Raw genomic sequence first — 17,286 nt, 5'->3', positions numbered from 1 at the left:
ATGCTCATCCCCGACTGGCTCTTCCGGCAGGCCCAGCAGTTTCCCCACCAGACGGCGCTCGAAGACCTGCATTCCGGGCGCACCGTCTCCTACCTTGAGCTGGACGAGCGCGCCAGCCGCTGCGCCGAGTTCTTCCGCGACCAGTGGCGCCTGCAGCCCGGGGACCGGGTGGCACTCCTGGCGCACAACTCCGCCGAGTACGTGGAGATCCTCTACGGCTGCGCCAAGGCCGGCCTCATCCTGGTGGGCCTCAACTGGCGCCTGTCCCTGGACGAGCTGAAGGCCATCGTGGACGACGCCAAGCCGGCCGCCCTCGTCTACGGCCCCGAGTTCCAGGCCAGCGGCGAGGCCCTGGTGGCCACCTTCGGCCTGGAGCGCGGCATGGCGCTGGCCGGCGGGTACGAGCCCGCCCTCGCCACCGCCAGCGGCGCCCGCATCCGCATGGGCTGGCGCGGCCACGACGACCCGTGGTACCTCCTCTACACCGCCGGCACCACCGGCAAGGCCAAGGGCGTCGTCCAGACCTTCGGCATGTGCTTCACCAACTGCGTGAACATCATGGTCCACGCCGGGATCCGCCGGGACGACGTCCTGCTGGCGGTCCTCCCCTTCTTCCACACCGGCGGCCTGAACCTCTACATGAACCCCATGCTCATGGTCGGCGGCACCACCGTCATCATGCGGCAGTTCGACGTGGACCGCACCCTGGACCTCCTGGGCGGCCGGATCACGGTGATGTTCGGCGTGCCGGCCATCTACCTGTTCCTGAGCCAGCACCCGAAGTTCGCTTCCACCGACTTCTCCCGGGTCCGCTCCTGGGGCGCCGGCGGGGCCCCCATGCCCAAGGCCGTGCTCGAGGCCTACTTCGCCAAGGGCGTGACCATCTGCTTCGGCTTCGGGATGACGGAAAGCAGCCCCACGGTGTTCCTCACCGACGAGGACACCGCCCGGAAGAAGATCGGCACCGTGGGCCTGCCCGTGATGTACATGGAAGCCAAGGTGGTGGACCCCGCCACCCGGGAGACCCTGGGCACGGGTGGACGCGGCGAGATGCTCCTGCGCGGTCCCGGCATCACCCCCGGCTACTGGAACAACCCCGAGGCCACGGCGAAGTCCTTCGAGGACGGCTGGCTGTGCACGGGCGACGTGGCCTACGTGGACGAGGACGGCTGCTTCTACATCGTGGACCGCACCAAGGACATGTACATCTCCGGCGGCGAGAACGTCTACCCCGCCGAGGTGGAGAACGTGCTCTACCAGCTGGAGTGCGTCGCGGAGACCGCCGTGATCGGCGTGCCCGACGCGAAGTGGGGGGAGGTGGGCAAGGCCATCATCGCCCTGAAGCCCGGCGCGGCGCTGACCGCCGACGCGGTCGTCGCCCACTGCAAGGCCCACCTCGCCGGCTTCAAGGCCCCCCGGCACGTGGCGTTCGTCCCCGCCCTCCCCAGAAACGCCCTGGGCAAGGTGGACAAGGCCGGATTGAGGCGGGATTTCGGAGGACTCGCATGACCATCGGACTTTCTGCATCCTACAAGCGGGTCCTCATCCAGGAGGACTTCGACCGCTTCGCGCGGCTCAGCCGCGACGACAACCCCATCCACGTGGACCCGGCCTTTGCCGCCACCAGCCACTTCGGCGCCACCGTGGCCCACGGCATGATGCTCTACGGCTGCATCGCCAAGGCCCTGGGCGAGCTCATCCCCGGCCCCGGGGCCGTGCAGCTCGAGCAGACCCTGATGTTCCCCAACGGCACCCACACCATGGAGCCCATCACCGTGAGCCTCTCGGTGGAAGGCGAGGCGGACGGCATCCTCGACATCGCCACCCTCGTCACCAAGCCCGGCCCCGACGGCGCCCCCGTGCCCTCCGCCATCGGCCGCACCCGGGTGGTGCCCCTGGACGTGCCGGTGCCCAGCCCGGACCTGGCCTCCCCCTCCGCCGAACCCGGTGACCGCGCCTTCTATGGCCTGACCCTCGGCGATTCCGTGCACGACACGCGCACCTTCACCGAGGCCGACCTGGCCGAGTACGGCGACCTCACCGGGGACCGCAACCCCCTCTTCCGGGACGACGCCTACGCCCGGTGCCGCGGCTTCGAAGGCCGCGTCATCCCCGGCCCCCTCCTGGGCGGGCTGTTCTCCGACCTGCTGGGCACGCGGCTCCCGGGCCGCGGAACCGGCTGGATGAAGCAGTCCCTGCGCTACCCCGCCCCCGCCTACCCCGGCGAGCCCCTCACCGCCACGGTCACCATCACCCGGCTGCGTGCGGAAAAGGAGCTGGTGAACCTGTCCACCCGCGTGACGGCCCCCGGCGGCCGCGTGGTCTGCGACGGGGAGGCCCTGGTGCTGGTGCGCAATCTGGAAAACAAGGGCTGACCTGTGACCAAGTTCCCTTACGGTGGCCCGCCACAGGTCTATCCTGGGAAGTGAGGGAAGGCGTCCGGGCAGCCAGCAGGACATCCCCCCAACCATCTCCGGCTCCCCGCGCCCTCCCCAGGGAGGCGGTCATGATGTTGCACGTGCGGGTATCCCGGGTGGACGACTACGCCGGCGAACTCACCCAGGGCCTGAGGAAGCTGGAAGCCGAACGGGCCCGGGGCGTCCTCAGCCGGGAGGAACAGGAGGACTTCCTCCAGGACCTCGCCAAAGCCATCGACAGGAACGACTTGCGCCCCATGCGGACCCGGTCCCTCCTGGACCTCCTCCTGGCCGCCCTGACGGCCGTTGCCGCCGCCCTCCTGTCCTGGAAGCTGCCGGAGGACCACCTCCCCCACGGCGTGCTCCTGGCGCTCTGCGTCCTGAGCCTGGGCATGGCCGGGTGGCGCTACCGCCTTTTCCACCGGAGGCAGCTCCACGACCGGAAGTGGCTCCACCACCTGCAATCCGCCGTGGCCGCGGGCGGGACCATTTTCGATTAATTCTTTTATGCTTTCCTCGGCGAACCTCGGCTCCTCGGCTACCGCCATTTCTCGAATTTTGGAGTCGGCCTCCTGCTCAACGTCCGGAACTGGCCGCTCAAGGATGGAGGAATCAAGCGCCTGATCAACACAAGGCGTTGATCCTGGAATTCGTACTCCCCCTTACGCAAGCCTTCCCATCCGGCCCGCCTGGAAATCCTCGAACGCCTGCTGGATCTCCTCCTGCGTGTTCATCACGAACGGCCCGTAGTTGGCGATGGGTTCACGGATGGGCTCCCCGGCCAGCAACATGAGGCTGACGGGCCCGGCGGCGGCCACGGCGAGCGTGTCCCCCTCCCCCAGCAGCGCCACGGAATCCGCGGGCACCTCCCGGCCTTCGATGGTCACGGAGCCCTTCAGGGGCACGACGGCCGCCGTCCAGCCCGCCGCCACCGGCTGCTCGAACCGGGCGCCGGCCTCCAGTTCCAGATGGGCGTAGGCGATGCGGGCCGGGGTGACGGCCGGGCCGGTGACGCCGGCCCATTCCCCCGCAAGAACGCGGATGCGGCCGCCGGGAATCGCCACCCAGGGCATGCTTTCGGGCTGCAGGTCCGTGTAGCCCGGGGCCGACCCCTTGTGGGCCTTGGCCAGGTTGATCCAGAGCTGCACCCCTTCGATGGGCCCGCCGGTCTCCAGGTGCTCGGGCACCGGCATCTCCTCGTGCACGATGCCCGACCCGGCGTTCATGAGCTGGGCGCCCCCGGGCCGCAGGAGGCCCGATCCGCCCGTGCTGTCCCGGTGCCGGAAGGCGCCCTGGATGAGGTAGGTGAGGGTCTGGAAGCCCTTGTGGGGATGGGGCGGGAACCCCGCGTCCGTGCCCGGGGCCAGCACCATGGGCCCGAAGTGGTCCATGAGCAGGAAGGGATCCAGGGCGCGGAAGGCGTCGGCCCCGCGCTGCCCGCGGCCCGGCACCAGCCTTGTCAGGGGGACGCGGTTGCCGTCCTCCGTGGGCTGGCCGGGGACCAGGGCGGAGACAGTCCGGTTGGCCATGGCAGCCTCCTAGAGGTTCTTGTGGGTGCCGTCGCAAAGCGGCTTGGTGCCGCTGTGCTTGCAGGCGCAGAACCACTTGTCGCCCGTGACGTCGGCCGTGTAGGCGACGGGCGTGAAGCCGGTGCCCCGATGGGACCCGTCGCACATGGGCTGGGTCCGGCTGTTTCCGCAGGCGCACCAGTGGTAGGTCTTGCCGGCCTCCACGGCGACCTTGATGGGGGCCTTCCGGGCGATGGTGGGTTCGGGCATGGTGGACTCCTCAGATGGGTGACCTTTGGCCGAGGAGGAAAGAATGGACCCCTTGGAGGCGGACGCCAAGGCCCAGCTTTACCGTAAGCTGTAAGCATATGGAGATGCAGGTGATGGAATCAGCAGACCCTTCCGCCGGGGCCGCGGAACGCCGGCGGACCCTGGCGGTGGCCTTCGCGGGCTTCAGCGCGTTCCTCGGGCTCTACGTGACCCAGCCGCTCCTGCCCATGTTCGAGCACCTCTTCAAGGCCAGCAAGGCCACGGTGAGCCTCACGCTCACCGCCTCCACCCTGGGCGTGGCCATCGCCGCCCCCCTCATCGGCTCCGTGGCGGACCGCCTCGGGCGCAAGCGGGTCATCGTCGGCTCCGCGGGTCTGCTGACCCTGGCGACCCTCCTGTCCGCCACCTCCACCGGGCTGGGGTCGCTCATCCTCTGGCGGTTCTTCCAGGGCCTGTTCACCCCCGGCGTCTTCGCCGTGACCGTGGCCTACGTGCAGGAGGAATGGGCCGGCGGCGCCGTGGGCCGGGCCCTGTCCATCTACGTCACCGGCACCGTCATCGGCGGCTTCACGAGCCGCATCGTCTCCGGGATCATCGTCTCCCACTGGCACTGGCAGTGGGCCTTCGTGGCGACCGGCGCCATGGTGGGCGCCTCCGCCCTGGTGCTGCAGGCCTGGCTTCCCAGGGAGAGCCGCTTCGCCGGCCGCGCCCGGGGCCAGTCCCTGGCCGCCGGCGCCGCCGCGCACTTCGCCAATCCCCGTCTCGTGGCCACCTTCGCCGTGGGCTTCGGCGTGCTGTTCACGCTGGTGGCCACCTTCACGTACGTGACCTTCCACCTGGCCGGCCCCCCCTTCCACCTGGGCCCCCTGGGCATCAGCCTCCTGTTCTGCACCTACCTCTTCGGCGCCGCCGTCACCCCCCCCTGCGGCCACATCATCGACCGCTACGGCCAGCGGGCCGCCCTGGCCCTGGCCATGGGCACGGGCGCCGCTGGAATGGTCCTGACCCTCGTGCCCAGCCTCTGGGTGGTCATCGCGGGCCTGGCGCTTTGCTGCTCCGGCGTCTTCGTGGCCCAGGCCTGCAGCACGAGCTTCATCGGCATGACCGCCGGCAGCAACAAGGCCCTGGCCGTGGGCCTCTACGTCACCTGCTACTACATCGGCGGAAGCGCCGGGGCGGAGCTGCCGGGGTTCCTGTGGAGGTTCGGCGGATGGCCGGCGTGCGTGGGGCTGGTGATCCTGGTGCAGCTGCTCACGATCTGGATCACGCGGGTGTTCTGGGATGTGCGCAGGGGGGGACGGGGGGAGGCCTATCCGCTGGAAGGCTGACTCAGGGCCTGAAGGACCGCCAGGGCCTCCCCGGCCCGGTCCACGGGAACGAAAAGATGGTCGTGGCAGGCACCGGCCACCACGTTGCAGCTGATGCCGGCCGCGGCGAGGGCGGTGGCCACGGCCGCTGTGAGCCCCACGGCGTGGAGGTCGGAGGTCACGGTGAGCGTGATCCAGGCGGCGCGGAACAGGATCGGCAGGCCCGCGCGGAGCGCCTGCCCCTCCTCCGCGATGAGGGTGAGCCCTTCCCGCTCCCGGAAGGTGGCGATGGCGTCCAGGTCCGGGACGGGCCCAGGAACGGAAACGAAGACGAAGACGCCCTCATGGAGTTCGGGGTCCATGGAACGAAGCAGTTCGTCGAGATCGGAGACGGGTCGGCCCATGCCCCAGTGTGCGCCGGAGGGCCGGCGTGAACAAAAAAACGAATTGCAATAGTTTGGTCACACATCTGCTCCAGTCTTCGCCATCGGCCGGATCTCAGCCTCCAATTGACCTGGAAGTCGAATCCTGGGGGCATCCACCGCCCCGCGGCCCAAATCCCCCCATGGACCCGGGTTACAATGAACCCGAAGGTTCTGGCCCGGACCAGGGCGGCCCGCAACGGGCGACAGGGGATCAACCGGCCATCCCATGGCGACCAGCACCCGAGGAGGTTCATTTGTTCAATGTGTTTTCAAGGCAGTTCTGGTCATACATGTTCACCTCGGACCTCGCCATCGACCTGGGGACGGCCTCCGTGCTCGTCCACACCCGGCAGGCCGGGCGCATCGTGATCTTCGAGCCCTCCATCGTCGCCCTCAACACCCGCACCCACGAAGTCGAGGCGGTGGGGGACGAGGCCAAGCAGCTGCTCGGGCGGACACCCCAGGGGGTGCACACCATCCGGCCCATGAAGGACGGCATGATCTACGAAGTGGACGCGGCCGAGAAGATGCTGGCCGCGTTCATCCAGAAGGCCCGGCCCCGCCGCACCTGGGCCCGGACCCGGATCGTGGTGAGCATCCCCCCCATGGCCCACCAGGTCGCCCGGCGCGCCATGAAGCAGGTCTGCTACGACGCCAAGGCCAGCGAAGTCTTCCTGGTGGACCAGACCATGGTGGCCGCCATGGGGGCGGGGATCGCCATCAACGAGAAGCGCGGCTGCATGATCGTCGATATCGGCGGCGGCACCACGGACGTGGCGGTCATCTCGTTCAACGGCAAGGTCTTCTCGGATTCCATCGGCATCGCCGGGGACGAGATGGACGATGCCATCAACCGCTACATCTTCGAAAAATACAATCTACTCATATCCGCCACGGCGGCGGAGCAGGTCAAATGGGGCCTCGGCTCGGCCTACCCGTCCACGACGGCCCGGACCATGGCTATCGCGGGGCGGGACCAGTTCGAGGGCCTGCCCAGGACCATCACCCTGACCGAAGCGGAAATCATGGAGGCCCTGGCCGAACCCATCGCCGCCATCGTCGGCCTGGTGCGCAAGGCCCTCCACGAAACGCCCCCCCAGCTGGCAGCCGACCTGGTGGACCGCGGCATCTGCCTCACCGGCGGCGGCTCCAAGATCCAGGGCCTGGACATCCGCCTCAGCAAGGAGACCCACCTGCCCTGCTACCGGGCCGAGAACCCCGAGACGGCCGTGGTGCGGGGCACCGCCATGCTCCTGGAGGACATCCCCTTCCTGAGGCGGATCCAGATACGGGAATAGCCCGGGATCCACGCCCACCATCCCTGACCGGATCCTGCTATCCTTTTCAAGTCCAATCCTAGCAAGCGAGGAGGAGCGGGCGCCTTGGCCGGCGAATGGGCCGTGGACGATGGACAGCGACCCGCAGGGGTCCCGATCCATCCCGTGCGTATGGGCGATGGAGGAGTGCCTGGTATGGCAAGGATCATGGTGGTGGACGACAACCCGATGGCGCGCCTCTTCGTGGCCAACAGCCTCCGGCCCCTGGGCCACGAGGTGGAGGTCGTGGAACCCAGCTGCCTCTATGAAGTCTTCAAGGCTGTGCACGAGAACCCGCCCGACCTGCTCATCACGGACCTGGTCATGCCCCTCTGCCCGGGCCTGACCCTGCTGCGCTTCTGCCTGGAGGACGCCCACCTGGACAAGCTGAGGATCGTCGTCCTCACCAGCGACGGCGACCGGGACCTGGGCCAGTTCCTTCAGAAGTGCGGCAACATCCATTACATCGCCAAACCCGTCTCCCCCGCCGTCCTGGCCCAGGACGTGGCGCGGTTCCTGGACGGGACCCTCGTGCTGAACCACGGCTGGGACCTGGCCTGCCAGGGCGTGGTGGCGGTGGTGGACGACAGCCGCATGACCCGGGCCTACCATTCCAGCTGCCTGCGCAAGTTCGGCTTCCGCCCCGTGGAGGTGGACCCCAGGGAACTCCTCGCCACCCGGCGCGCCCTGGAGGAGCTCCGGCCCGACCTGATCCTCCTGGACTACCAGATGCCCGCCTTCAACGGAGACGCCCTGCTGCGCGCCATCCGCGCCACCGGGACGCTCAAGGACACCCCGGTGCTCGTGGTGACCAGCCACCAGGGGGCGGAAATGGAAAGCCGCCTGGAGAGCTTCATGGGTGTCGGGATCGCCAGCAAGCCCGTGTCCGTCGACGATCTTTTCGTCCGGGTGAAGGAGATCCTGGCCGCGCCGGTGGCCTAGGCCGCCTTTTCCAGGGTCACCTGCGCCTGGATGGCGCTGCGGACCAGGTCCAGGTGCTTCTTGAGGTCGGTGCCGTCGCGGCCCAGGTTCTGGAGGGTCGTGACCTTCACCCGCGCGGTGATCTCGCCCGTGGACGGGTTCTGGCGTACGTCGAGCTGGACCGAGCCCCACAGCGTCTCCTGGGAGGACTCCACCGGCTCCGCCAGGCGGTAGCCCTTGGGGACCACGAGCGTGCTGGTGGCCTCCTGGATGCCTCGGTAGGGCAGGAGCACCGGCTCCTCGCGAGGTTCGGCCAGGCCGGAGGGCAGACGCAGGTCGGAGGCCAGGCCCGGGAACAGCCTGCAGGTCAGGGTGGCGCCCGGATTCAGGGCCACGGTGCCCTCGGCGGTGCAGGCCAGGGGCTTGCTCACGTCGACGGCGTCGGCCACCGCCACCTTGGCCACGGCCAGTCCCGCCTTCTCCAGGGCCTGCTTGAACCAGGCTTCACGTTCGGCGGGGGCCTTGGGGCCCAGGACGTTCCGGGCCAGGAACGCCGATGAGCCCGTGAACCGGGCCTCCAGGTCGACCTTGGCCTCCTTGCCGGTGGCGTCCACCCGGATGACCCAGGCGCGCCGGCTGGCCTCGGCCGGCATGGCGCTGATCTCGCCGATGCGGGTCTTCCAGGTGGTGGCGTCGATGATCATGGCCTTGGTGTCCTGGAAGTGGGGCGAGACTTCGCCCGGAGGGAGCATGCGGTTGGTCGGATCCAGCCAAAGCACCGGCTGGCCCGCCTCGGCCACGCCCAGCAGGTTCTGGGTGAACTGGAAGGGCGTGCGCAGATCGGGATCCACCATCCACCCGCGGCGATCGGCGACCATGCCCACCTGGACCGGGATCTTTTCGTCGGCCAGCAGGCAGAACAGCAGCCTGGTGATGCCCTTGTTGTCCACGTAGCCGGTCTTCGCCATGTAGTTCAGGGTGGAAACCCGGTTGTCGTCCATGGAGTACTTGATGCTGCTGTCGCCGGCCCCGGCCAGGGTGGAGGTCACCGGACCCGAGCCCGTGATGGACCCGTTCATCGGATCGTAGAACCGCGCCGAACCCAGGGCCAGCTTGCCCTCGTCCATGTTGTTGCGGTCGAAGAAGCCCGCCTTCTCGCCGAAATTCAACTGGTCCAGGTTCACGGTGCGCCGGTTGAGCCGCTCGGCGATCTCCTTGGCCCGGGCCCTGGGCCCGCCGGAGAGGCCCGCCCGCAAAGCCTCCGACCAGCGCCGGTAGGGCTCGCCCTTGTCCAGGAACTTCAGGTACCAGGCCTGGTAGTACAGTTCGGTGACCTTGTCCCAGTATTCGGCCGAGGGCACATCGTGCTGCAGGTAGGAGACGCTGGGAATGGGCCGGCTGACCGCCACCCGGGGCGCCGGACGCAACGACCGGTTGGCGAAGGGCGCGGGTGGATAACCCGGCACGTTGCGGAACGTGAAGGTGGCGCCCATGGAGGTCGAGCCCTCCTCCATCTCATGGCCCCCCGGGGTCGAAAAGCTGAGCGACCAGAAGAACTCATTGGACCGCTGCACGATGGCGGTCCGGGTGGGGTAGGCCGAGCCCAGGCTCCACCACCAGAAATTGCCGCAGCGCCTGGGAAGATAGCCGATGCCGCCGAGAGGCTTGCGGATCTGCACGGCCTGGCCGTAGGCGGTCTGTTCGCGCCAGGCCAGGTCCACCACGCAGTCGGTGGTCACGCCCGGGGGCACCAGCACCTCTTCCAGCGTTTCACCGTCCTCCGCGGACGCCTCCTTGCGCGACAGCATGTCCTTGCGCTTGCCCACGGCCTTCACCTTGCCGTCGGGATAGGTCACCTGGGCTTCCATGGAAAGCAGCAGCTCGGGCACATCCCTCAGCTCCGCCGCCGCCAGTCCCGCGGCGCCGACGATCCGCACCCGCAGCGTCGTGTCGATCCAGCCCGGCTGGAAGTCCAGCTTGCGCTCCACGATCACGGCCCCCTTGGCCGCAACCTCCGGATCCGCCTTCAAGGCCCAGACCTCGGGGGGTATGGGCGGCCATTTGGCCTCAAGCAGAGGGCCGCCACCAAGACCAAGAAGCAAAAGCAGGATTGCCGGTTTCAAGGCTGCCTCCTGAACATCCAGGGGGTGGACCGGAACCCAGTCCACTCGGATCGGTTATGGGGTGTAGGTACCAGGATGCCACATTTCGCCCCTCCTTCCCCCCAAGGTTCCCGAAGGGACCCGGGCCCGTGGAGGAATCGTCGCGCCGGGGCGAGACACCGGCCCCGAATCGCTGGATCATGTATCCAATGGAAACGTCCCCCGATCCCCTCCGCACGCAGCCGCCCCCCCCCGCCCAGGCCCGGTCATCCTTCGGCCAGGTTGCGGAACTGCTCGACATGATCAAGTTCGAGCACACCGTCTTCGCCCTCCCCTTCGCCCTCCTGGGCGGCCTGGCCACCTACCGCGGAACGCCGCCCCTGGAAAAGGTCCTCCTCATCCTCCTGGCCATGGTGGGCGCCCGCACGGCCGCCATGACCTTCAACCGCCTGGCGGACGAGGACCTGGACGCCGAGAACCCCCGCACCGCCTCCCGGGCGCTGCCGGCCGGACGGGTGACCCGGGCCGGCGCCTACGCCCTCCTGGGGACCGCCATCATCGTTCTCTGCCTGGCGGCAGGCCGGCTCGGCCCCCTGCCCTGGAAGCTGGTGCCCGTGGCCCTGCTCATCACCCTGGGCTACTCCTTCTGCAAGCGGTTCACGGCCTTCGCCCACGTGGTCCTGGGGCTGAGCCTCGCCGGCGCGCCCCTGGGGGCCTGGATCGCGGTGAACGGGTCGGTGGACGAACCCGTGGTGTACCTGGCCCTGGGCGTCCTCACCTGGACCGCGGGGTTCGACATCATCTACGCCCTCCAGGACCTGGACTTCGACCGGGGCCGCGGCCTCCATTCCGTGCCCAGCCGCCTGGGGCCGGGCCGGTCCCTGGCCCTGTCGCGGCTCCTGCACCTGGTGGCCATGGCCTCCTGGGCCGTCTTCAACGTCCAGATGGAGGCCCACGTGCTGCCCTGGCTGGGCTGGTGCATCGTGGGCGGCATCCTCCTGCGCGAGCAGTGGGTGGTGCGCGGAGCGCGCCTCGACCGCATCGACCACGCATTCTTCACACTCAACAGTCTGGTGGGCCTCATCTTTTTCACCGGGTACGCCGCGGAGTGGTTCATCGGCAGGGCGATGCCCTGACCCGCCCGGGAAACCGCGCTCGACATGGGCCTGGAACCCAAGTAGGGTAAGAGTTCTATGACGAAAAAGACCGTCCAGCGCAGGGGTCTGAGACTGAGCCGGCCCGATTCGGAGCAGTTCCTGACGGTCATGTTCGTCTTCGCCCACCGCACCTTCCGGTGGTCCCTGGAGCGCCGCATCCTCGTGCGCATCCTGGCCACCGTGGCGGGCATCTGGGCCGTGGCCATGATCGGGGCCTCGTACGGCCTCTGGGCCACCAAGAGGCTCATGAGCTTCACCCAGCTGCAGCGGGAGACCTACACCCAGAAGGAGCAGCTGCGGGAGAGCCTCAACCAGGCCCAGGCCCTGGACGACGAGATCACCACCCTGCGAAAGCAGATGTCCGACCTCCTGAAGCTCCTGGATCCCAAGAACCCCACCCCCACCATCCAGCCCGCCCCCGGCGCCCCCAAGGCCGCCCCCAGCAGCCAGAAGCTCAGCGAGCTCCGCCAGGACTTGGAGCGCACCTCCGCCCAGGCCCACATCCTGCGCGCCAAGATGGACCCCATCATCGACCGGTGGAACCACACGCCCTCCATCCCCCCCACCGCCGGCTACCTCAGCTCCGGGTTCGGCATCCGCCTGAGCCCCTTCTCCCGGGTCAACGAGCAGGGCGACGGCCTGCTCGGCTACCACTCCGGATTCGACATCACCAACGCCGAAGGCACCCCCATCCAGGCCACGGCCGATGGCGAAGTGGTGGAGGCGGGGTGGATGGACCGCTACGGCAACGGCGTGGTCATCGCCCACTCCAACCACGTCGAGACGCTCTACGCCCACATGAGCCGGGTGAGGGTGAAAAGGGGACAGAAGGTCTCCCGTGGGGATATCCTGGGGGACATGGGACGCACGGGTAACGCCACCGGCGTCCACCTTCACTACGAAGTGAGGCTCAACGGCAGGCCCGTGAATCCCCAGCCCTACATGCGCCTCCAGCGCGAATGGCTGAAGGGTCTGCGCTAAAGAGGAGAGTTCCCCATGTTCAGCGAGAAGAAGCGCCCCGAGCCCGCCCAGGCCGTCCACACGCTTCTGGGCAAAGGCACGCTCTGGAAGGGCGAAGTGGTGGCCGGCCAGAACAACCTGCGCATCGAAGGCACCGTGGAAGGCACCATCACCAGCGAAGGCGAAGTGACCATCGCCCCCAGCGGCATGGTGCGCGGCACCATCCTGGCCAAGCACCTCATCGTCACCGGCAAGGTCGAGGGCGTCTTCAAGATCGTCGAGTGCCTCGAGATCCACGGCACCGGCTGCGTCGAGGGCGAAGTGGAGCTGGGCTCCCTGGTGGTGGACGAGGGCGGCACCCTCCAGGGCACCTGCACCCGCCGCGGCGTGGCCAGGTCCACCAGCGCCGCCCCCGCCGCCGAGCCCGTCTCCGCGCTGCCCCTGCCCCCTCCCGGGCCCGGCCGCAGCCTCGAGCCCATCCCGGAGCGCCACCCCTTCCCCGCCGCCAACGGCGCCCCGGTGCCGGACCCCTTCGCCAAGGTCTTCGAGAACAAGACCAAGGCCTGAGCCGGACCGGCGCAACGAAAAGCCCCCGTTTCCGGGGGCTTTTCGTTGTCCGGCTGCGACCCCGGGGCTAGCGCTTGGCGCCGCTGAGGTTCGCGCCGTGCAGGTTGGTGTCGGTGAGATCGGTCTCGCGCAGGTCCGCGCCGCCCAGGTGGGCGCCGCTGAGCTTGGCCTGGGACAGGTTGGCCCGCACCAGGTTGGCCCCGCTGAGGTTGGTCCACACCAGGTTGGCCCCGCTGAGGTTGGCGCCGCTGAGGTTGGCGCCGTCCATGGCCGCGTCGATGAGGTTGCAGAAGCGCAGGTCCGCGTTGGCCAGGTTGGTGCCGCTGAGGTTGGCGCCGCTGAGGTTGGCCCGGTCCAGGTAGGCGTCCCGCAGCACGGTCTCGCGCAGGTCCGCGTTGGCCAGGTTCGCGCCGTCCAGGTTGGCGCCCTTGAGGTTGGTGCCCACCAGGGTGGTCTTGCGCAGGTCCACGCCGCGCAGGTCCGCCCACACCATGGAGGCGTTGGACAGGTTCGCGTTGAGGAGGTTGGCCTCGTTGAGGTTGGCCTGGTAGAGATCCGCGCCCGAGAGGTTGGCGCCGGTGAGGTTCGCGTTGCTGAGGTTGGTGCGGTACTCGCCCCAGGACTCGGTGGGCAGGGAGGCCAGCTTGGCGCCCTCCAGGTTGGCCCGCTCGAAGTTCACGCCCAGCAGGTTGGCCCCGCTGAAGTCCGCCTGGGAGAGGTCCGCGTCGGCCATGTTGGCGCCGCTGAGGATGGTGCCGATGGCGTGGGCGCCGCGGAGGATCGCGCCGTTGAGGTTCACGGAGGCCAGCTTGGCGCCGTCCAGGATGGCGTTGGTGAGGTCGGCGCCCTTCAGGTCGAAGCCGCTGAGATCCACGCCGCTGAGGTTCACGCCCTTGAGGATCGCGCGGTCCAGCTGCGCGTCCTTGAGGTTGGCCCAGCTGAGGTTCGCGCCGCTCAGGTTGGCGCTGAGGATCACGCCCTGGAGATCGGTGGTGCTGAGGTTGGCGGTGGTGAGGTCCGCGCCGCAAAGGTTCGCGCTGCGCAGGTCGTCGCCGTGGAGGTCCGCGCCGGTGAGGTTGGTGCCGCCCAGCTGGGTCTCCTCCAGGTTCGCGCCCACCAGCACGGCGCCGGTCATGTTGGCGCCCTCCAGGTTGGCCGCGGAGAGGTCCGCGCCGGAGAGGTCGGCCCTGCGGAGGTCCCGCTCGCCCAGGTTCACGCGGCGGAGCTTGGCGCCCACGAGGATGGCCTCGCAGAGCACCGCGCCCTCGAGCATCGCGCCGCTGAGGCTGGCGCCCGTGAGGTTCGCGCCGGTGAGGTTCGCGCCCACGAAGCTGATCTCCCGCAGGTCGGCCCCGTTGAGGTCCGCGCCGTGGCAGTCCGCGCCGCTGAGCACCGCGCCCGCCAGGAGCGCCGAGGAGAGGTTGGCCCGCACCAGCATGGCGCCCGTGAGGTTCGCGCCCGAGAGGTCCGCCCCGTGCAGGTCCGCTTCGCTGAGCACCGCGCCTTCGAGCGTGGCGTGCCGCAGCACCGCCGCGCTGAGGTTCGCGCCCGACAGGTTGCCCTGGTTGAGGTTGATGCCGCGCAGGTTGGTGCCCGAGAGATCCGCGCCGCTGAGGTTGGCGCCGGTGAGGTCGGGGATGTCGCCCTTGTCGTACTGCAGGATGTCCAGGAACCGCATCACCGCGCCCGACAGGTTCGACCCGCCCAGGTTCGCGCCGCGCAGGTTGGCCCGGCTCAGGTTCGCCTTGCCGAGATCGGCCGTGGTGAGGTTTGCCAGGTGCAGGTCCGCGTCCGTGAGGTCCGCGCCCGAGAGGTTCGCCCGCACCAGGCTCGCGCCGCCCAGCACCGCCGCCGTGAGGTTGGCCCCCACCAGCGTGGCCCCGTTGAGCGAAGCGCCCAGCAGCGCGGTCCGGGAAAGGTTCGCGCCCTCCAGGTTGGCCCCGTCCAGCACCGTCTGCCGCAGATCCGCGCCGCTGAGGTCGGCCCCGCGCAGATCCTTGCCCGAGAGGTCCACCCCGCTGAAGTTCACGCCCGCCAGGATCGCCCCCGTGAGCACCGCCCCGCGCATGTTCGGGATGGTCGTGGCGTCGTACTGGTGGATGTCGAAGAAGCTCAGATCGCACTTCGTGAGGTTCGCGCCGCTGAGGTTCACGCCCTTGAGCTGCGCCCGGCTGAGGTTCGCCCCCTCCAGATCCGCCTCGTCAAGGTTGGCCAGCCGCAGGTCCGCCCCCGCCAGGTCCGCCCCGCGCAGGATCGCCGAGTTCAGCACCGTCCCCGCCAGGTTCGCCTCCGACAGGTTGGCCCCCGACAGATCGAACCCACGCAAGTCCAGCCCGCTGAGGTCGGTACGCTGGAAGCTTTTCCCCGACTTGAGGATGAAGACCACTTCCTTACGTGTCAGCTCGCTCATTGAACTTCCTTTGCAGCATTTGGGTTTTCTTCAAACGTGGAACAAGCCGACGATTCACGCCATCACTACGCCTGCGCTGTATCAGTCTTGATTGTGGCCTGGATGGTCACCCGCAGGTGGCCCCATTTCAAGGCTCCCGACCACGGCAAACGCCAAAGTGGGCATGGCTTTGATCGGGATTAATGGAACTCCAGTCTACTCCCTGGTCAGGAATACCCACAACCAAGATTTGCCAAGCCGGATTTCCCCAACCCGCCCCACCCCACCCCGCCCAACCCCCCGCAGAATATGGAATCCCAGCCGCTCCCCCCAGCCACCCCGACCCTCCCCCTCCCGCCTCCCCCAGGATTTCGGGTGGAAATTCCCAAAGAACCCGATACACTGGAAAGCCACCGCGGTCCCGTAGCTCAGCTGGATAGAGCATCAGACTACGAATCTGAGGGTCGGGCGTTCGAATCGCTCCGGGACCACCACTCAATACAACACTTACGGCCATCCTCGCGGGTGGCCGTTTTGCTGCGTCCTGCATCAGGGCTGCGTCGGTTCCAAATGCCCCCAATCGCACCATGCTCGTCCAAGGGGAGGCGTTCCTTGACCAGCCCGGTTATCCGCAGAGCTTGCGGATTTCGAAACTCGGTTCCGAAAATGTTCGGAAACTCCCCCGTTTGGGTCGCCTTGATATGATGTAGATGCCCTACCCATGTTGATCTCCACGGATTTGATGAGTTTCGGAAAACGTTTCGAAACCCGGGCAGGAATGATGCAGGATGCCTAGGCAGGTGGGTCAGTCCTCGGACGCCCAGCCTCCGAAGCGGTCAAAGTTGACCACCTGGCCGGCGTCAGCGATGCCCTGCTCTTTCCGAAGCTCCAGGAGCGTCTTAACCTGTCGGGCGGCCTCGCAGATCTCGGGAAAATCGCGGTCGCCAAAGAGAGCCCAGGAACCCAGGTCGATCAATGCCGGGATGAAGGGTGCCTGAGGTTCGGGAGGCATTTGAACCATTCTGGACCCGGCTTCGGATGGGCGCCGGTCAAAATTGACCACGGCCCCCCTATGCGACGAGGACAGCGGAGAAGGCCAGGAATCCAGAACCAAGAGGATGTGGGGCAATTCAATGGCTGCACACCCGCAGGGGAGCCGGGAAGTGCCCTGGCGGGTTTGCAGGTTGACTCCGCATCTCAAAAACCGATACTTCCAGTGCAGTCCAAGCAGCGGGCCCACGTCCCGCAGATTCAGCCCCCATACCTGGGGGCTTTCTGTTTATGGTTAGATTTCGAGCCAGGAATGTTGCGGGGCACGCCATGGGCGAAAGAACCGATAAGAGACGGCCCGTTATGCCCACCCGCTGCGCGTGGTGCAGGCTCGTCCGAGCCGGGAAGGCCTGGATTCCGGAGCGAAGATCTCTTTCCGCATGCGACTACACCCACGGCATCTGTGAGATTTGCTCTACCCTGCTGATGGCCCAGGCCCTTCTCAGCGAGACCCGTGCACCTCAATGTGCCCACCTAAACGGCGTTGGAACATCCTCTGGCCATGGTCCGGAGTAGGATGGTGGGCCAACGACAGGAGCAGCGCATGGCAGGCATGGATGCATTGGAGGTCCACCGGCTTGAGCGTGAGATCGGGGAGTTGCAGCACCAGATCGAATCCCTAGCCCGGATCGTCTCTGTCCTGGTCCAGCGGATCCCGGAGCCGGAGCAGTCGGAGATCCTGCGCCTGGTCACGGACGGGCCTAACGAACCTTCGCAGGGGTCCTGATCATTGGCCTATATCACCAGCGATCGATACCGGTGTGCTACAAGCCAAAGATGACCCAAACAGTGATATCAGAGAGCGACATGGCCAGGATATCCCTCTCTGGGATCGGGTTCGGTGGCCAGCCTGGGATTCGAACCCTGGACCAAGGGGACTGTACGTACATCATTGGC

Annotated in this window: 16 protein-coding genes and 1 tRNA gene; 11 read left to right on the top strand and 6 right to left on the bottom strand. The window is 68.0% G+C overall.

From position 1 onward, the window contains the following. From ACZ5MC_RS08095 to ACZ5MC_RS08085, 3 genes are all read left to right on the top strand, one after another. Nucleotides 1-1,509 carry an acyl-CoA synthetase gene (locus tag ACZ5MC_RS08095; protein ID WP_464517483.1) on the top strand — a complete coding sequence of 503 codons (1,509 nt, stop codon included), beginning with the start codon at nucleotides 1-3 and terminating at the stop codon, nucleotides 1,507-1,509. Then, complete coding sequence (locus ACZ5MC_RS08090; protein WP_464517482.1) at nucleotides 1,506-2,375, top strand: MaoC/PaaZ C-terminal domain-containing protein; 870 nt, start codon at nucleotides 1,506-1,508, stop codon at nucleotides 2,373-2,375. The genes ACZ5MC_RS08095 and ACZ5MC_RS08090 overlap by 4 nt, the downstream gene beginning before the upstream one ends. A gap of 131 nt (nucleotides 2,376-2,506) precedes the next feature. Further along, on the top strand, nucleotides 2,507-2,917 hold the full coding sequence (locus ACZ5MC_RS08085; protein WP_464517481.1) for a hypothetical protein: 411 nt from the start codon (nucleotides 2,507-2,509) through the stop codon (nucleotides 2,915-2,917). Between the two features lie 162 nt (nucleotides 2,918-3,079). Here ACZ5MC_RS08085 and ACZ5MC_RS08080 read toward each other — a convergent pair whose 3' ends face one another. Beyond that, complete coding sequence (locus ACZ5MC_RS08080) at nucleotides 3,080-3,946, bottom strand: pirin family protein (protein WP_306599809.1); 867 nt, start codon at nucleotides 3,944-3,946, stop codon at nucleotides 3,080-3,082. Nucleotides 3,947-3,955: 9 nt separating this feature from the next. Then, nucleotides 3,956-4,195, bottom strand: a complete 240-nt coding sequence (locus tag ACZ5MC_RS08075) for a CDGSH iron-sulfur domain-containing protein (protein WP_306599808.1) — start codon at nucleotides 4,193-4,195, stop codon at nucleotides 3,956-3,958. 113 nt (nucleotides 4,196-4,308) lie between these two features. Here ACZ5MC_RS08075 and ACZ5MC_RS08070 point away from each other — a divergent pair, with 113 nt between their 5' ends. After that, nucleotides 4,309-5,523: an MFS transporter gene (locus ACZ5MC_RS08070; protein WP_306599807.1), complete on the top strand. Its 1,215-nt coding sequence runs from the start codon at nucleotides 4,309-4,311 to the stop codon at nucleotides 5,521-5,523. Here the strand turns inward: ACZ5MC_RS08070 and ACZ5MC_RS08065 are convergent. Continuing rightward, nucleotides 5,505-5,906 (bottom strand): ACT domain-containing protein, encoded by a 402-nt coding sequence (locus ACZ5MC_RS08065; RefSeq protein WP_306599806.1) that lies wholly within the window; start codon nucleotides 5,904-5,906, stop codon nucleotides 5,505-5,507. The genes ACZ5MC_RS08070 and ACZ5MC_RS08065 overlap by 19 nt on opposite strands. 284 nt (nucleotides 5,907-6,190) lie before the next feature. On the opposite strand from ACZ5MC_RS08065, the gene mreB reads away from it, so the two are divergent. Both mreB and ACZ5MC_RS08055 read left to right on the top strand, forming a co-directional pair. After that, entirely contained in the window at nucleotides 6,191-7,225 is a 1,035-nt protein-coding gene (mreB, locus tag ACZ5MC_RS08060) for a rod shape-determining protein (protein ID WP_306602319.1), read from the top strand. A gap of 174 nt (nucleotides 7,226-7,399) precedes the next feature. Beyond that, the gene (locus ACZ5MC_RS08055) at nucleotides 7,400-8,185 is read left to right on the top strand and encodes a response regulator (protein ID WP_464517480.1); all 786 of its coding nucleotides are present in this window, start codon (nucleotides 7,400-7,402) and stop codon (nucleotides 8,183-8,185) included. Here the strand turns inward: ACZ5MC_RS08055 and ACZ5MC_RS08050 are convergent. Then, nucleotides 8,182-10,194, bottom strand: coding sequence for a hypothetical protein (locus tag ACZ5MC_RS08050; RefSeq protein ID WP_306599804.1), 2,013 nt, complete (start codon nucleotides 10,192-10,194; stop codon nucleotides 8,182-8,184). The two genes, ACZ5MC_RS08055 and ACZ5MC_RS08050, sit on opposite strands and share 4 nt — an antisense overlap. 281 nt (nucleotides 10,195-10,475) lie before the next feature. On the opposite strand from ACZ5MC_RS08050, the gene ACZ5MC_RS08045 reads away from it, so the two are divergent. From ACZ5MC_RS08045 to ACZ5MC_RS08035, 3 genes are read left to right on the top strand one after another with little or no spacing between them, the layout of a single operon-like run. Further along, nucleotides 10,476-11,402, top strand: coding sequence for a UbiA-like polyprenyltransferase (locus tag ACZ5MC_RS08045; protein ID WP_464517479.1), 927 nt, complete (start codon nucleotides 10,476-10,478; stop codon nucleotides 11,400-11,402). Nucleotides 11,403-11,459: 57 nt separating this feature from the next. Continuing rightward, nucleotides 11,460-12,404, top strand: a complete 945-nt coding sequence (locus tag ACZ5MC_RS08040; protein ID WP_306599802.1) for a M23 family metallopeptidase — start codon at nucleotides 11,460-11,462, stop codon at nucleotides 12,402-12,404. Between the two features lie 15 nt (nucleotides 12,405-12,419). Further along, nucleotides 12,420-12,950 carry a bactofilin family protein gene (locus ACZ5MC_RS08035; RefSeq protein ID WP_306599801.1) on the top strand — a complete coding sequence of 177 codons (531 nt, stop codon included), beginning with the start codon at nucleotides 12,420-12,422 and terminating at the stop codon, nucleotides 12,948-12,950. A gap of 67 nt (nucleotides 12,951-13,017) precedes the next feature. Here the strand turns inward: ACZ5MC_RS08035 and ACZ5MC_RS08030 are convergent, their stop codons facing one another. After that, nucleotides 13,018-15,360 (bottom strand): pentapeptide repeat-containing protein, encoded by a 2,343-nt coding sequence (locus tag ACZ5MC_RS08030; RefSeq protein ID WP_306599800.1) that lies wholly within the window; start codon nucleotides 15,358-15,360, stop codon nucleotides 13,018-13,020. A gap of 396 nt (nucleotides 15,361-15,756) precedes the next feature. On the opposite strand from ACZ5MC_RS08030, the gene ACZ5MC_RS08025 reads away from it, so the two are divergent. Beyond that, a tRNA-Arg gene (locus ACZ5MC_RS08025) sits at nucleotides 15,757-15,833 on the top strand. 311 nt (nucleotides 15,834-16,144) lie between these two features. Here ACZ5MC_RS08025 and ACZ5MC_RS08020 read toward each other — a convergent pair. Then, nucleotides 16,145-16,351 (bottom strand): hypothetical protein, encoded by a 207-nt coding sequence (locus tag ACZ5MC_RS08020; RefSeq protein ID WP_464517478.1) that lies wholly within the window; start codon nucleotides 16,349-16,351, stop codon nucleotides 16,145-16,147. A 582-nt stretch (nucleotides 16,352-16,933) separates the two neighbouring features. Between ACZ5MC_RS08020 and ACZ5MC_RS08015 the strand changes: the two genes are divergently transcribed. After that, on the top strand, nucleotides 16,934-17,116 hold the full coding sequence (locus ACZ5MC_RS08015; RefSeq protein ID WP_464517477.1) for a hypothetical protein: 183 nt from the start codon (nucleotides 16,934-16,936) through the stop codon (nucleotides 17,114-17,116). The last annotated feature ends 170 nt before the right edge of the window (nucleotides 17,117-17,286 follow it).

It is taken from the genome of Mesoterricola sp. JemC181, from assembly GCF_055384585.1.
This window is presented reverse-complemented; position numbering and strand designations above follow the sequence as displayed.